This window comes from Buchnera aphidicola (Diuraphis noxia) (assembly GCF_001700895.1).
GTDB classification, from domain to species: Bacteria; Pseudomonadota; Gammaproteobacteria; order Enterobacterales; family Enterobacteriaceae; genus Buchnera; species Buchnera aphidicola_D.
This window is the reverse complement of record NZ_CP013259.1, coordinates 102,947-118,203: the sequence shown is the minus strand read 5'-3', so window position 1 is coordinate 118,203 and position 15,257 is coordinate 102,947. Positions and strand designations below refer to the sequence as shown.

At 25.4% G+C, this 15,257-nt stretch carries 15 protein-coding genes and 1 tRNA gene; 2 read left to right on the top strand and 14 right to left on the bottom strand.

The window, feature by feature from the left end; translation table 11 throughout:
* Window position 1: 1 nt before the first annotated feature.
* Window positions 2-583, bottom strand: coding sequence for an electron transport complex subunit RsxA (gene rsxA / locus ATN01_RS00560; RefSeq protein ID WP_075433173.1), 582 nt, complete (start codon window positions 581-583; stop codon window positions 2-4).
* A 66-nt stretch (window positions 584-649) separates the two neighbouring features.
* The gene (locus ATN01_RS00555) at window positions 650-1,276 is read right to left on the bottom strand and encodes a riboflavin synthase subunit alpha (RefSeq protein ID WP_075433172.1); all 627 of its coding nucleotides are present in this window, start codon (window positions 1,274-1,276) and stop codon (window positions 650-652) included.
* A 168-nt stretch (window positions 1,277-1,444) separates the two neighbouring features.
* Here ATN01_RS00555 and ATN01_RS00550 point away from each other — a divergent pair.
* A tRNA-Val gene (locus ATN01_RS00550) sits at window positions 1,445-1,518 on the top strand.
* Window positions 1,519-1,542: 24 nt separating this feature from the next.
* Window positions 1,543-2,859 carry a tRNA lysidine(34) synthetase TilS gene (gene tilS / locus ATN01_RS00545; RefSeq protein ID WP_075433171.1) on the top strand — a complete coding sequence of 439 codons (1,317 nt, stop codon included), beginning with the start codon at window positions 1,543-1,545 and terminating at the stop codon, window positions 2,857-2,859.
* Window positions 2,860-2,897: 38 nt separating this feature from the next.
* On the opposite strand, the gene metG is transcribed toward tilS, so the two are convergent.
* The 12 genes from metG to smrB all read right to left on the bottom strand — a co-directional run bounded on the left by metG (window position 2,898) and on the right by smrB (window position 15,034).
* Entirely contained in the window at window positions 2,898-4,544 is a 1,647-nt protein-coding gene (gene metG / locus ATN01_RS00540; RefSeq protein ID WP_075433170.1) for a methionine--tRNA ligase, read from the bottom strand.
* A gap of 76 nt (window positions 4,545-4,620) precedes the next feature.
* Window positions 4,621-5,202, bottom strand: coding sequence for a dCTP deaminase (dcd, locus tag ATN01_RS00535; RefSeq protein ID WP_075433169.1), 582 nt, complete (start codon window positions 5,200-5,202; stop codon window positions 4,621-4,623).
* Window positions 5,203-5,382: 180 nt separating this feature from the next.
* Window positions 5,383-6,798, bottom strand: a complete 1,416-nt coding sequence (gene gndA / locus ATN01_RS00530; RefSeq protein WP_075433168.1) for an NADP-dependent phosphogluconate dehydrogenase — start codon at window positions 6,796-6,798, stop codon at window positions 5,383-5,385.
* Window positions 6,799-7,145: 347 nt separating this feature from the next.
* Window positions 7,146-7,763, bottom strand: coding sequence for a bifunctional phosphoribosyl-AMP cyclohydrolase/phosphoribosyl-ATP diphosphatase HisIE (hisIE, locus tag ATN01_RS00525; RefSeq protein WP_075433167.1), 618 nt, complete (start codon window positions 7,761-7,763; stop codon window positions 7,146-7,148).
* Window positions 7,757-8,533 (bottom strand): imidazole glycerol phosphate synthase subunit HisF, encoded by a 777-nt coding sequence (gene hisF / locus ATN01_RS00520; protein ID WP_075433166.1) that lies wholly within the window; start codon window positions 8,531-8,533, stop codon window positions 7,757-7,759. Before hisF ends, hisIE begins: the two co-directional genes overlap by 7 nt.
* On the bottom strand, window positions 8,515-9,252 hold the full coding sequence (gene hisA, locus ATN01_RS00515) for a 1-(5-phosphoribosyl)-5-[(5-phosphoribosylamino)methylideneamino]imidazole-4-carboxamide isomerase (protein WP_075433165.1): 738 nt from the start codon (window positions 9,250-9,252) through the stop codon (window positions 8,515-8,517). The genes hisF and hisA overlap by 19 nt, the downstream gene beginning before the upstream one ends.
* 4 nt (window positions 9,253-9,256) lie before the next feature.
* Window positions 9,257-9,850: an imidazole glycerol phosphate synthase subunit HisH gene (gene hisH / locus ATN01_RS00510; protein WP_075433164.1), complete on the bottom strand. Its 594-nt coding sequence runs from the start codon at window positions 9,848-9,850 to the stop codon at window positions 9,257-9,259.
* Window positions 9,850-10,911, bottom strand: coding sequence for a bifunctional histidinol-phosphatase/imidazoleglycerol-phosphate dehydratase HisB (gene hisB / locus ATN01_RS00505; RefSeq protein ID WP_075433163.1), 1,062 nt, complete (start codon window positions 10,909-10,911; stop codon window positions 9,850-9,852). Before hisB ends, hisH begins: the two co-directional genes overlap by 1 nt.
* Window positions 10,912-12,003 (bottom strand): histidinol-phosphate transaminase, encoded by a 1,092-nt coding sequence (hisC, locus tag ATN01_RS00500; RefSeq protein WP_075433162.1) that lies wholly within the window; start codon window positions 12,001-12,003, stop codon window positions 10,912-10,914. It lies immediately after the preceding gene.
* The gene (hisD, locus tag ATN01_RS00495) at window positions 11,993-13,309 is read right to left on the bottom strand and encodes a histidinol dehydrogenase (protein ID WP_075433161.1); all 1,317 of its coding nucleotides are present in this window, start codon (window positions 13,307-13,309) and stop codon (window positions 11,993-11,995) included. Before hisD ends, hisC begins: the two co-directional genes overlap by 11 nt.
* A 9-nt stretch (window positions 13,310-13,318) precedes the next feature.
* Entirely contained in the window at window positions 13,319-14,218 is a 900-nt protein-coding gene (gene hisG / locus ATN01_RS00490) for an ATP phosphoribosyltransferase (RefSeq protein WP_075433160.1), read from the bottom strand.
* Between the two features lie 285 nt (window positions 14,219-14,503).
* Window positions 14,504-15,034 carry an endonuclease SmrB gene (smrB, locus tag ATN01_RS00485; RefSeq protein ID WP_075433159.1) on the bottom strand — a complete coding sequence of 177 codons (531 nt, stop codon included), beginning with the start codon at window positions 15,032-15,034 and terminating at the stop codon, window positions 14,504-14,506.
* Window positions 15,035-15,257: the final 223 nt, after the last annotated feature.

Below are 15,257 nucleotides of genomic sequence, written 5' to 3'. Positions count from 1 at the left end.
ATTAAATTTTTACCAAACCCTTAAAGCCCATAAAAATAATAGACATCATACTAACAGTAATTAAAACAATAGGAGCACCTTGAAACGGTAAAGGAATATCAGATAAAACTATACGTTCACGTATACAAGAAAAAATAATCATGACTAAAGTAAATCCCAAAGATGCACTAATACTATAAAATATAGACTCTAAAAATGTATAATTAGAATATAAGTTAAATAATGGAATTGCTAAGACTGTGCAATTAGTTGTAATTAAAGGAAGAAAAATTCCAAGTGTCCTATATAATATAGGACTAGTATTACGTAATACAATTTCTAAAAATTGAACACTACATGAAATAATTAACATATAAGCTATAATTTTTAAATAAGTTATATCCAATGGTAATAAAATGAAAAAATTTACTAACCATAAAAAAATTGACGACATACAAACAACAAAGGTAGTTGCAAAACTCATTCCAATAGCAGTTTTTAAGTTATTTGAAGAACCTAAAAATGGACATAAACCAAGAAACTTTACTAAAATAAAATTATCAATTAATATATTAGATATAAAAAATAAAAAATAATGTTTCATGTATAAAAACCATCATCCATATATTGTTCTATATAAGTTTTATTTAAAAATAATGTTAATATTTTATTATCTTTTGAATATGATTGATTGTGTATTAATTAAATATTCAGTAGTATCTACAATCGTTCGAGTATAAAAATCTACTTCGATGTTCATTAAACTACCTTTTTTTTTACTACCTATTGTAGTACTCAATAAAGTTTGAGGTATTAGATTAATAGAAAATTCATTTTCAGAGACATTTCCAACAGTCAAACTAATTCCATCAATACAAATAAATCCTTTATAAAAAATATATTTCATTAAATTTTTATCTTGTAATTTTAACCATAAAATATAATTTTTATCAAATTTTAATATTTTAGTGACTTTAACTGTATTCATCACATGACCAGATATTATGTGACCACCAATTTCATCTCCATATTTCACTGATCTTTCAATATTTATCTTATCTCCAATATTTAGAATCCCTAAATTAGTCTTTTTTAGAGTTTCCTGTATGACATCGCATGTTATATAATCATAGTCAATAGACTTAACAGTTAAACAACATCCATTATGTGCTATTGAATCACCTATTTTTAAATTTTTAGATAAAACAGATGGAAGTTGCACAGTGATGACATGTATTTTTTTTTTCTTTTTTATAGAAACAATACTAGCAATTCCATTTACAATACCTGTAAACATAACATTTCCTCAACAGCATAATACTTTTAATCTTTTTAAGAATTTTAATGATATCATAACGGAAAATAAATAAAAAAATATCAATTTTTAATTAAAATATTTGTATATTATATCAATAATAATATATAATTGAAATATTAAAAACATTAAATAAAAATTTAAGTTCTTACGTTCGTAGCTCAATTGGTTAGAGCACTATCATGACATGATAGAAGTTAGTGGTTCAAGTCCACTCGAACGTATTAAAATATTTTAATAGGTTTTTTTTGATAAGAAAAATTATAACACTCACAAATAACAAATCATTCGTAATAGCTTATAGTGGTGGATTAGATTCTACAGTTTTACTTTATAAACTTATTGCGATAAAAAAAATCATTTCTGATATCAAAATACGTGCGATTCACATCAATCATAATTTGACTTTATCTTCTAAAAAATGGGTCAAACATTGTACAGAACATTGTAAAAAAAATTCTGTACCATTATCTATTAAAAATCTTCATCAAGATAAAAACAATTCTGAAGAAAAATTGAGAATAAAACGATACAACATTATGTATCATAATTTATCTTCTGAAGAAATACTTCTTACCGGCCATCATATGAACGATCAATGTGAAACATTTTTTTTATCTTTAAAACGGGGCAGTGGTCCTACTGGTCTTTCTGGTATGTCTTTTGAAACTATATTTGGTCAAAAAAAAATTATTCGCCCTTTTTTAAATAAAACAAAAAAAGAATTACAATTATGGGCTAAACGTAAAAATTTAACTTGGATTGAAGATTTTAGTAATTTTGAAACTCATTACGATCGTAACTATATTAGGCATAAAATTATTCCGATAATAGAAAAAAAATGGCCATTTTTTTTAAAAAACTGTTTGCGTACGATAAAAATATGTAGAGAAGAAACAATCTTACTAAATCAATTTCTTCTTGAAAAAATTCAAAATTTTATAAACTTTGATAACTCTTTAAACATTAAATATTTTAAAAACATTCAAAAAAAAACATGTACTGCATATATTAGACGATGGCTTGCACTACAAACAATAAAAATGCCATCATATAACACAATTCAATCTATATATAATGAAATAGTTTGCAGTCGTGCAGATGCAAATCCCAAAATAATTTTATGTAAACACGAAATCAGACGTTATAAACAATCAATATATTTTTTAAAAATACAAAAAAAAATAAATAATACTTTTTTATTTTGGCACAACATAACTACTAAATTAGTTCTTCCTAATAATTTAGGAAATTTAATACAAGATGAAAGAGGGATTAGTCTTCCACAACCTAAAACAAATGAATTAATTAATATTCGTTTTCAATATGAAGGTAAAATTTTAATTATAGGAAGAAATAAAAAAAGAAAAATTAAAAAAATTTGGCAAGAAAACAATATTCCCCCTTGGTTACGCAATCAAATTCCTTTGTTATTTTATAATAATACATTTATTAGTGCATTAGGTGTATTTATTATTAATTTAAAAAATAGAAATAAAAAAAAGTGGAAAATATCTTGGAAAAACGATTTTAAATTCAATAATTCTACCTTTTCTTTTTACTAGAAAAATTTTTTTATTTGATCAAAATTCATTAAATATTTTTATTTATATAAATTAATTAATGTATCAATTTTTTTAAAATCAATTCTTTTATATAATGGAATAAATTTCTTTAATTTATGACATAATAAAGGAGAATTAATATTATTCCAAGTTAAATATGACATTAAAAAAGATTCAGTTTTCATTGCAAGATCTGGTAATATTGGTTTTAAAAAAATCATAACTATTCTAAATAAATTAATCCCCATAGTACAAATTTCTTGTAATTTGTACATATTACGTTCTGTTATTTTGATATTCCACGGTTTTTTATCATTAATATAACAATTAGCTATGCTCATTAATCTCATAGATTCTCGTGTAATAACATTAAATTCACGATTTTCAAAACACTTTCTAATCATACTTCCTTGATCTACAAAATACTGATATAATGTATTATCACTTAATTTATCGGATAAATATCCATTAAAATACTTTTCTATAAAACTAATTGTTCTAGAAGGTAAATTAACTAGTTTATTTACAATATCACTATTTATTTTTTGCACAAAATCTTTTAAATTAATTTCAATGTCATTTATATTGTTTGTTAATTTACTAGCATAATAATAACGTAAGCTATCCGAATCAAAAACTTTAATCCAATCTTTTGCTTTAATTAATCCAATACTACGTGATTTAGATAATTTTAATCCGTTCATAGTAAGATAACCATGTACAAATATACGATTAGGCTTTCTTAAAGAAGAGGCTTCCAATATTGCAGGCCAAAATAAAGTATGAAAATAAATAATGTCTTTTCCGATAAAATGATATAATTCATAATTAGAATTTTTATGCCATAGTTCATTAAAATTTAATTTTTTATTTTTATTACAAAGGTTTTTAAATGCACTTATATAACCAATAGGAGCATCCAACCAAACATAAAAATATTTTTTCGGAAATTGTGGGATTTTAAATCCAAAATACGGTTCATCTCTAGAGATGCCCCATAATTTTAAACCCGTTTTAAACCATTCTTCTGTTTTTTTTATAACTGGGCGTTCTAAAACACCAGAATGTATCCATTTTTTTAACATATCGGTAAAAAAAGGTAAATTAAAATATAAGTGTTTAGTACTTTTTAAAATAGGAGTGTTACCAGAAATTACAGATATAGGATGAATTAAATCTATTGATTCATAAGTTGCGCTACATATTTCACAATTATCACCATATTGATCATCTGAACGGCAAATTGGACATTGTCCTTTTATAAATCTATCGGGGAGAAATATTTTTTTTGTATTATCATACAACTGAAAAATGTTTTTCTCTTTAATTAAACCTTTTTCATTTAATATTCTAAATATTTGTCTTGATAAATATAAATTTTCTATACTATGTGTAGAATGATAATTATCATAAGAAATATTAAAATTAAAAAAATCTTTTTCATGTTCTTTTTTGATTTTTTTAATTAAATCTTTTGAAGATATTTTTAAATTTTCAGATTTTAACATAATAGCAGTACCATGTGCATCGTCAGCAGAAACAAACCATACTTCATGACCACGCATTCTATGATAGCGAACCCAAATATCTGCTTGAATATGTTCGAGCATATGACCTATATGAATAGAGCCATTGGCATAAGGTAAAGCACAAGTTACTAATATTTTTCTGAGTATGTTTGGCATAAGATTTTATTTTTGAAATAAAGAGTATCATATATAAAATAAAATAAATCGTAAACTATTCTTTTTTACAAAATTTTTATTCTCTATTAATTCGACTTGGTATCACTCCATCTTGACTTTTATATTTAGCATCATATCGAGCATGATAAGGATGTAATACTGACTTAGAAAGAACTTCAAAGCTAATAGCTGCTATTTTCATTTTAGGTCGCAATAATAAAGTTAATTTTCCAGCATTAAACATTTCTAATACAATATTACCCTTCCATCCTGGATCAATACGATGTGCAGTAGCATGAATCATTAAACCTAATCGGGCTAAAGAAGAACGGCCATCTAACCATCCTACTAAATTATTTGGAATCGTAAAACTTTCAAAAGTAGAAGAAAGTACTAAAGAATTAGGTTGTAGAAATAATGGTTTATCTTGAGAAAAAACTATTTCATCACTCATAACTTCTTTTAAGGATTCCGTTGTGTTATCTTTTAAATTACTCAAATCAATATAAGATCTTACATGATCATTAAAAAAACGAAATTTATTACTAAGATGTATATCAACAGTAATACCATGAATTAATTGTTTTTGAGGGAAAGGTTCAATGATTAATTTTTTTCTATTCAACCATTTTTGAATATCTGTGTCGCATAAACGCATTATTATCCCTATTAAAAATAAATCTAATTTAATAAAAAATTGTTATTATTAAATATAATAGCAGAGATATTTTTTTTACATCATCTGCTATTTACATGTTTAAATGTAAAACGTTGATTTTATAATTAATATATTTTTATATAAAATCCTGAAAAAATTTTGATTTTATTAAAAATAAAATTATTTTTTTTCTAACCAATTTGTGTGAAAATAGCCAGATCGATCAGTTCTTCGATAAGTATGAGAACCAAAATAATCTCTTTGAGCTTGTATAAGATTAGCAGATGAATGAACAGTACGATAACTATCATAATATGATATTGCAGTAGAAAATGCAGGTATAGCAATGCCATTTTTTACTGATTCAACCACTATTTTCCGTAATGAAGTTTCATATTTATTAGCTATTTTTGAAAAATAAGGAGTTAATAATAAATTAACAATCTTTTCATTATAGGAATATTCTTCTGTTATTTTTTGTAAAAATTTTGCTCTAATAATACATCCAGATCTGAAAATTTTTGCGATTTCACCATATTTTAAATCCCAATTATACTTTTCTGAAGCTTTTTTTAATTGAGAAAACCCTTGAGCGTAAGAAATAATCTTGCCTAAATATAAAGCACGTCTAATTTCTTCAATAAAAATTTTTTTATCTTTTATGACACCTCTTTCTATATTAGGACCCGTTAATATCTTTGATGCAGCAACACGTTGTGATTTAAGAGATGATAAATAGCGTAAAAATACAGATTCAGTGATCAATGAAAGAGGTTCACGAAGTTCTAGAGCATCTTGACTTATCCACTTTCCCGTACCTTTATCTTCTGCAACGTCTAAAATACAATCTATTAAATAATTTCCATTATTATCTTTTGCAAGAAAAATATCTTTTGTTATATCAATTAAATAACTATTTAATTCACCTTGGTTCCATTCAGAAAAAGTGTTTGCTAATTCTTTGTTACTCATATTTAATAAATATTTTAATAAAAAATACGATTCTGCAATAAGTTGCATATCTCCATATTCAATACCGTTATGTATCATTTTTACATAATGTCCAGCACCGTTTGGTCCGATGTAACTTACACATGGTTCATTTTTAAATTTTGCTGATATATTTTTCAACATAGAAGATACTAATTTATACGCTTTTTTTTGGCCTCCAGGCATAATTGACGGGCCATTTAAAGCTCCTAATTCACCTCCAGAAACTCCCATTCCAATAAAATTAATACCCTTATCAGATAACTCATCGCTTCTTCGAATAGTGTCTTTATAAAAAGTATTTCCACCATCAATTAATATATCTCCTTTTTCTAAATAAGGAGTAATTAATTTAATAGTTTCATCAGTTGCTTTTCCAGATTGAACCATTAATAAAATACATCTAGGTTTGATGAGTGAGCTAACAAATTCTTCGATAGTAAAATATGGAAAAATTTTTTTTTCTGAATTTTGTTTAATAATTCCTTCTGTTACTGATTGTGTTCTATTATATATAGAAACAGTATAATTTTTATTCTCAATATTTAATGCTAAATTGCGCCCCATTACAGCCATTCCTATAACACCAATTTGCTGTTTTGACATTTTGTTCTCCAACTCAAATAGTTTTAAAAAATATTTTTATTTACAAGTTTTATTATAAATAATATTACAACTATTTTTCATTTATTAAAAACAAAATATTAAAATAACGTTTCTGTTCATTTAAAATACAAATACATGTTCATGTAATATTATTTTTGATTGTAAAATAAAAAGAAATCAACTGATATCACATTTAATAAATTGCAAAAAAGTGCAATATCGATTATATGCATTTATTATGATCGAATTTTAATACTAATATGAAAAATTAATTTTAAATAGAAGAAAATTAAAACATATGAAATAAATTTTGAATAATAAACCAAACATATTTTCAAAAAAGACTGTTATTTTTGTTTATTTCTTTTTTTTAAGTTATTGAGCACCATATTAAAATTTAAATCTTGATCATGTAAAAGCACAATTAAATGATAAATTAGATCAGAAGATTCATTAATTAATTCATTTTTATCTTTTTTCATGGCTGCTAATATTGTTTCTACAGCTTCTTCACCAACTTTTTGTGCTATACGACTTGTACCAGATTTATATAATCTGTTTGTATATGAATTATATATATCTGTTGTTTTGCTGTTTTCTATAATATCTTCTAATTTAGTTAGAAAATTTACATCATTTTCTTTTGAAGAAAAACAACTTGTATTCCCTAAATGACATGTTTTTCCTATAGGTTCTACTAATAATAAAAGTGCATCGTAATCGCAATCTACAATAATTTTAATTACTTTTAAATAATTTCCTGATTTTTCTCCTTTCGTCCATAAACGATTCTTAGTACGAGAATAAAATGTTACTAAACTTTTTTTTTGCGTTTCTAATAACGCTTCTTTATTCATGTATGCATGCATTAAAACTTCTTGAGAAAAATAATTTTGTACTATAACTGGCAACATGCCATTAGTTTTTATCCAATTAAGATTTAATAGATTTTGTTGATTTAACATATTCTAATTTCTATACCTTTTTTAACTAAAAAATTTTTTAAAATTTTTATATTTACTGTATTTTTATGGAAAACCGATGCTGCCAAAACTCCATCTACATTAGCTTCGTGTAAAGCATTATAAAAATGATTCATATTTCCAGCTCCGCCTGATGCGATTAAAGGTACATGACAAATATCTCGTATCTTACAAAGTTGTACAATATCATAACCTTTTTTTAATCCATCATTATTCATCATATTTAAAACAATTTCACCAGCTCCTTTATCTTGAACTTGCTTTACCCAGTCAGACGTTTTCCAATTCGTTTGATAAGTTTTTTTGATATCTCCTGTATATTGTTTAACCATATAACATTTTTTATCTTTATCATACCAAGAATCGATTCCTACTACTGTACATTGGATACCAAAACGTTTTGAAATTTTTGTAATTAAATTAGGATCTGTTAAAGCTGAAGAATTAATTGATATTTTATCTGCACCACTAGATAAAACATTTTTTGCATCTTCTACACTTTTAATTCCTCCAGCAACACAAAAAGGTATATTTATTACTTTAGCAATTTTTTTTATCCAACTTTTATCAACTAATTGATTTTTTGTTGCAGCAGTAATATCGTAAAATACAAGTTCGTCTATACCTTCATTTGCATAACGTTCAGCAAGTGGCAATATGTCACCAATCACTTCATGATGTTTAAATTGTATTCCTTTCACAACTACACCATTACTCACATCTAGACATGCTATTATTCTTTTTGCCAACATCTCAAAGCATCCTCTATAGTGATCTTTTTTTCTAATAAACTACGACCAATAATAATATGTTGAATCCCTGTTTTTTTGAGATCCACAATATCTTGTAAAACTGACACTCCTCCAGAGGCTTGAAATTCTATATTTTTAAACAATGTTGTAATTTCTTGATATAATTTGATATTAGGACCCAGTAATGTACCGTCTTTAGATATATCAGTGCATAACACATGTTTTAATTGACTAAAAGAAAAATATTCAATAATCTCTTCGAATAAATAATTAGTTTGTTTTTGCCATCCATTAATACATATTTCTTTTTCACCAAGATAGTTAATCTTTAAATCTAATGCCAAAACAATTGCATCCGAACCATAAATATTCAACCATTTTTTTACGTCTTTTCTATTTGTGATTGCAACAGAACCAATTACTACCCTTTTAGCTCCTAGTTCAAAGAGAATATCTATATCTTTTTGATTTCTTATACCTCCACCAACTTGTATAGGAATAGTCGTGTGATTAAGGATTTTTTTTAATAGTTTTAATTGTCTATTATTACTATTTTTTGCTCCATCCAAATCAACTATGTGAACTAGTTTTACTCCTTTTGATGCATATTTCTCTAAAGATTCATATAAATTTATATCATAGTTCTTTTGATAAGCATAGTCACCTTGATACAAACGCACTGCTTTACCATTTATTAGATCAAATGCAGGAATAATCATGAAACTACATCTCCAAAAAATTCTTTAATAATTGAGAACCTATTTTACCAGATTTTTCTGGATGAAATTGCACTCCAAAAAAATTGTTTTTTTGTATAACTGAACTAAAATTCATACCATAATTAGTTACAGACAAAGTATATTTATTAACAGGAACTATATAACTATGAACGAAATAAAATCTTGAATTATTTGGTATATCTTTAAATAACGCATGACATTTATTAAATGAAATTTGATTCCATCCTATATGAGGTAAAGGTAAATTATTAGTTTTTAAATGTAATACAGACGTTTTAACAACACCAATAGTTTTTACTCCATTGGATTCTTCACTAAAATTGCAAAAAATTTGCATTCCAAGACATATACCTAAAATTGGATTCGTAAATGTTTTTATAATATCAACTAATTTTTTTTGAGATAAAAAATTCATTGCAGCTAAAGCTGTACCCACTCCAGGTAAAATAATTTTTTTAGCGTTTTTTACTATAGAAGGTTCAGCAGTAATCATACAACAATAACCTAGTTTTTCAATTGCTGATTTAATTGAAGTGAAATTAGCACAATCAGTATTTAATATGATGATTTTCCCCATTATAAAAGTCCTTTAGACGTTGGTAATTTATTTCCTTCTATTTTAATAGCTTCACGTAATGCTCGTCCAAACGCTTTAAATAAACTTTCAATGCAATGATGATCATTTTCACCTTTAGCACATAAATGAAGTGTAATTTTCATAGAATATGCTAGAGAATAAAAAAAATGTTCAATCATATCAGTGTTTAAATCACCAACTATTTGATAATTGAATTTTGCTTGAAATTTTAAATATGGACGATTTGATATATCTATAATACAACTAGATTGGCTTTCATCCATGGGAACATAAAAACCAAATCTACATAAACCATTTTTTTTTCCTAATGCTTGAAATAAAACTGTTCCAAGTGCAATTGCTGTATCTTCTACAGTATGATGATCATCAATATCAATATCACCTTTCGTAAAAATATTCATGTAAATTCCACTATGTACTGCTAATTGATCTAACATATGATCAAAAAACTTAATACCAGTATTAATTTGACTATTTTCTTCTGAATCTAAAGAAACTTGTATTTGGACTGCAGTTTCTTTTGTTTTTCTGCAAATTTCTGCATATCTATTATTTTTTGTAATTTTATTTACAATATGAATCCAATTAAATGCATTTTCTTCATATTGAAGACCTGTTATTTGCATATTTTTAGCTAACATCATATCTGTATCACGATCACCAATAACATAGCTACGATTTTTATCTATATTGCCTAGCCATGGTTCTAACATTTTAATTTTAGGTTTACGACATTCACAGTTATCACTTTCAACATGAGAACAAATTAATATATCATCAAATATTATATCTTCTGAACGAAAAATGTTTAACATAAAAAAATGAGGTTTATTAAAACTTTCTAAAGTAAAACCTTTACTACCAAGTTTATCTTGATTAGTAACCATAATTAATTTATAATCTAACATTATTAATTTACGTAAAGAAGAAATCACATATTTTTTAAAAATTAATTTATTGATTGAATCTACTTGAAAAGTATCTATGGGTTCATTAATTAATGTACCATCTCGATCAATAAATAATATTTTATCTTTCATTTAGACCCCTTTTAGATATTTTTTAGAAAAAAACTTAATTTCTTCAATCAAACGCGAACATTCTAAATGCGTTCCTACTGTAATTCGTAAACATTGCTTTAAATTTATCTTATGATCTTGATTTCTCACAATAATACCTTTTTCCCATAACATTTGAAAAATTTCTTCAGACATGAAAAATTGTACTAGTATATAATTAGTATTACTTTGAAATATTTTTTTTACGGAAGAAATTTTCTTTAATTTATTAATTAACCAAACACGATTAGCATTTAAATCTAATACTCTATTTTGCATTAATTTAATATAATTTTTATGCAAAGATTCAAGTGCTATACTAGCAGTAGGTATAGATATTGGATAAGGACTGATTATTTTATTTAAAATGTTAATAATTTCTTTTTGTGCTAAAACAAAACCACATCGTATTCCAGCTAAAGCGAATGCTTTAGACAATGTTCTTAAAATCACTAAATTAGGATATTTTTTTAAATATAATGTCATACTTTCTTTAGGTAAAAATTCAATATATGCTTCATCTACTACAACTAAAGATGTATTTAGTGTCATTTCTAATAAATCAAAAAGATCTTTTTTTGAACACGTACTACCGGTTGGATTGTTAGGATTACAAATATATATTAATTTTACTGAATTTAAATTTAATTTAATATTCAACAAATCTAATTGCCAAGTATTTTTAATCGTAGGTACTTCTTTATATTTAATGTTATATATTTCAGCATTCACCCTATACATATCATAAGTAGGTGGACAATAAATAATTGCATCTTTTCCTGATTCACAAAAAGCTCTTATTAACAACTCAATTCCTTCGTCTGCTCCTCTTGTCACTAAAATCTGATTAGTAGATAATCTTACATAATCAGCGTAAGCAGAAATTAAATCAATAGGTTGACATTCTGGATAACGATTTAATAGTTTTTTTTTAAATGAAAGTTCAACAGATACGGGCGATTCATTTGCATTTAGCCAGACGTCACCATGTTGTCCTCCAATTCGTCTTGCAGATTGATAAGGTTGTAATTTTTGTACATTAATCCTGGCCAATTTAATGAGACTATTGATCATATTTTTTCCTTTTTAAAAAATCTACTCGAATTTTTACAGCGTTTTTATGAGCATCAAGTTGTTCTTCAGAAGATAAAATTTCAATAGTATTAGATAAATCTATTAATCCTTGAGACGTTAATTCTTGAATTAATATACGTTTTTGAAAATCAGCTAATCCTAAAGCAGAATTAGTTAAAGATTTTCCATATGTTGGTAAAACATGATTTGTTCCAGATGCATAATCACCTACAGATTCAGGTGACCACTGTCCTAAAAAAATAGAACTAGCATTTGAAATATTATTAAGAATTTTTCTTGGTTGTTTTGTTTGAATAATTAAATGCTCAGGTGCATACATATTTGATATCTCAATACACTGTGACATATTATCAGTGATAATGATCATACTATTTTTTAATGATTTTGAAATTTCTGATAATCTAGGCAGTTTTTTAACTTGTTCATTAAGAGAAGAAATAACGTTTTTAGATAATTGAACAGATGAAGTTAGTAGTATAACTTGAGAAGATGAACCGTGTTCTGCTTGAGATAATAGATCAGCAGCAATAAAATCTGGATTAGCTGTTTCATCAGCAATTACTAATAGTTCTGATGGTCCTGCTAACATATCTATTTCTGCTCCATTGAATACAGAACTAACTTGCAATTTTGCTTCTGTTACGTAAGTATTTCCAGGACCAAAAATTTTATCTACCTTAGGGATGGTCTCAGTACCAAAAGCAAGTGCTGCTATAGCTTGCGCCCCACCTACCTGAAAAATTTTTTTAATACCACAAACATATGATGCATAAAGAATATTATTGTTAATTGGTGGAGGTGAACAAAGAATAATTTCCTTACATCCAGCAATTTTTGCTGGTATTGCTAACATTAATACACTTGAAAATAACGATGTTGTTCCATTAGGTATATAAATACCAACAGAATTTAAAGGTAAATAAACTTGTTGACAACGTACCCCAATTTGCGTTTCAATATCTATTGTTGATAATATTTGAGCTTCATGAAAAGACGTAATATTTTTTTTTGCAATTAAAATTGAACTTTTTAAGTTTTCATTGATATTTAAAAAAGATGAAATAATTTTTTCTTCAGGTATTCGAAATTCATTTACATTAAATTTATCAAATAAAATAGAATATTTTCGTAAAGCGTTATCACCAAAATTTTTAACATTTTCTATAATTTTTTTTACAGTGTCTTTCATAGTGTGATTTCGATTTAGAATAGGTCTTGATAATATTTTTTGTTGTTCATCATAATTTAATTTACTCCAATAAAAAATATTTTTTAAATAATTCATTATAATTTTTTACTCCATCATTTTTTCGATTGGTAAAACTAAAATAGAACTAGCACCTAAAGCTTTTAATTTCTCCATTGTTTCCCAAAATAGCGTTTCACTACTCACCATATGCATAGCTACTCGATTATCATCACCAGCTAATTTTAAAACAGTTGGTCTTTCTGCTCCATGTAATAAAGATATTACCTCTTCTAATTTATTTATAGGTGCATGTAACATAATATATTTAGATTCACGAGCTTTAATTACACCTTTAATTCGAGTCATTAATTTATTAATCACTTCTTTTTTTATCTTGTTAATGTCTCCATTTTTAGAAATCAAACACGCACGAGAACGATAAACAACCTGAACTTCACGCAAACCGTTAGCTTCTAATGTTGCTCCGGTTGAAACTAAATCACAAATAGCATCAGCCAAACCAGCTCTAGGTGCTACTTCTACTGATCCGTTTAGCATACATGACTTAAAGGAAATATTTTTTTTATCCAGGTACTTTTTTAATAAATGAGGATAAGAAGTTGCTATTCTAATATTTTTTAAAGAATTAATGTGAGTATATGTAGTATTAACTGGAACAGCTAAAGATAATCTACAAATTCCAAAATCGAGACGTGTTAAGGTAACATAAGAATGTTCAGAATTTTGAGATATTCGATTTAATCGTTCTTCTTCAAGAACGTTTTCTCCGACTATTCCAAGATCTACTACCCCATCCATGACCAATCCAGGAATATCATCATCACGAACCAACATCGCATCAATAGGCATATTTTCAGCAAAAGCTATCAATTTTTGTTGTTTTAAATTAATTTTAATTCCGCAACTTGTTAGCAATTTTATAGAATCACTACTTAATCGACCAGTTTTTTGCATTGCTATACGTATACGATTATTATTAAACATATTAACAATTCCTTAAATTTTTTATAACATACAAAACTTATATTGTTAAAAAATAAAAAACCCAAAAAAAAATATAAGGGTTTGAAAAATTTTTTTATTTTCTATAAAAAATTATAGTAAAATATCAAATACGATATCAACAATGTTATAATAAAATTATTATATAACAAATAAAAAAATTTTTTGTATGAAAAGTATAAGACTTGAAAACGAAAAAATTTAAAGAATTTTTATATTGAAATTACTAAAAAATTTTTTATAAAAAATAAAAACTTAAATTTGATATTAATCAATTTCGATTATAACTATAATTGCAGCATCGCTTCCAAAAATTTTAGGAGCTCTATGAAAGGCAATAATATCTGGATGTTGAGATAACCAAAAAGGCGTTTGTTTTTTTAAAATTTGCTTACCATGTCCATGCATAATATGAGCGCAAAAAATTTTTTCCTTTTGGCATGTTCTAATTAATTCAGCTAGTGCTTTTTGCGCTTGATATTGGGTTAATCCATGTAAATCTAAAAAAATATCTGGAGCATATCTTCCATTTTTTAAATTTTTTAAAACATTACATGCTTTTTTATTACGAATATAAGAAACTGGATTGTCTTTAAATAAATTTTTTTGCTTTTTACAAGAAAAATAATGAGTATGAGCATCTTGTTCAAAAAACATACGTTTAGACAACATGTTTTTTGTATTTCTTTTATCAATTCGAGAATGAAACACAGTATCTTGTATAATTTCACGAGTATCACTTAACCATTGACGAAATAAAATATTTTCATTAGTAATATAAGGGCTGTTTTTATTCATAATGTTTTACCAAAAAATATTAACATATAGTTTCATGTATTTTAAAAATAATTATATAATTTAGTTTTTGTAAAAACAACAAATAAAAAGTTTATCATTAGTAATTTTTTATGTATTAATATTTATATAAAAGTATATTTTTTTCATATTTTTCAAAATAAAAACCATTTTTTCTTATTTATTCTGTATAGTAAAATAATTGAATTTTAAAAAAAATAAAAAC

Bases quoted from the DNA above. Each gene is read 5' to 3' on its own strand.
- rsxA (WP_075433173.1), bottom strand. From the start codon at position 583: ATGAAACATTATTTTTTATTTTTTATATCTAATATATTAATTGATAAT.
- ATN01_RS00555 (WP_075433172.1), bottom strand. From the start codon at position 1,276: ATGTTTACAGGTATTGTAAATGGAATTGCTAGTATTGTTTCTATAAAA.
- metG (WP_075433170.1), bottom strand. From the start codon at position 4,544: ATGCCAAACATACTCAGAAAAATATTAGTAACTTGTGCTTTACCTTAT.
- dcd (WP_075433169.1), bottom strand. From the start codon at position 5,202: ATGCGTTTATGCGACACAGATATTCAAAAATGGTTGAATAGAAAAAAA.
- gndA (WP_075433168.1), bottom strand. From the start codon at position 6,798: ATGTCAAAACAGCAAATTGGTGTTATAGGAATGGCTGTAATGGGGCGC.
- hisIE (WP_075433167.1), bottom strand. From the start codon at position 7,763: ATGTTAAATCAACAAAATCTATTAAATCTTAATTGGATAAAAACTAAT.
- hisF (WP_075433166.1), bottom strand. From the start codon at position 8,533: ATGTTGGCAAAAAGAATAATAGCATGTCTAGATGTGAGTAATGGTGTA.
- hisA (WP_075433165.1), bottom strand. From the start codon at position 9,252: ATGATTATTCCTGCATTTGATCTAATAAATGGTAAAGCAGTGCGTTTG.
- hisH (WP_075433164.1), bottom strand. From the start codon at position 9,850: ATGGGGAAAATCATCATATTAAATACTGATTGTGCTAATTTCACTTCA.
- hisB (WP_075433163.1), bottom strand. From the start codon at position 10,911: ATGAAAGATAAAATATTATTTATTGATCGAGATGGTACATTAATTAAT.
- hisC (WP_075433162.1), bottom strand. From the start codon at position 12,003: ATGATCAATAGTCTCATTAAATTGGCCAGGATTAATGTACAAAAATTA.
- hisD (WP_075433161.1), bottom strand. From the start codon at position 13,309: ATGAATTATTTAAAAAATATTTTTTATTGGAGTAAATTAAATTATGAT.
- hisG (WP_075433160.1), bottom strand. From the start codon at position 14,218: ATGTTTAATAATAATCGTATACGTATAGCAATGCAAAAAACTGGTCGA.
- smrB (WP_075433159.1), bottom strand. From the start codon at position 15,034: ATGAATAAAAACAGCCCTTATATTACTAATGAAAATATTTTATTTCGT.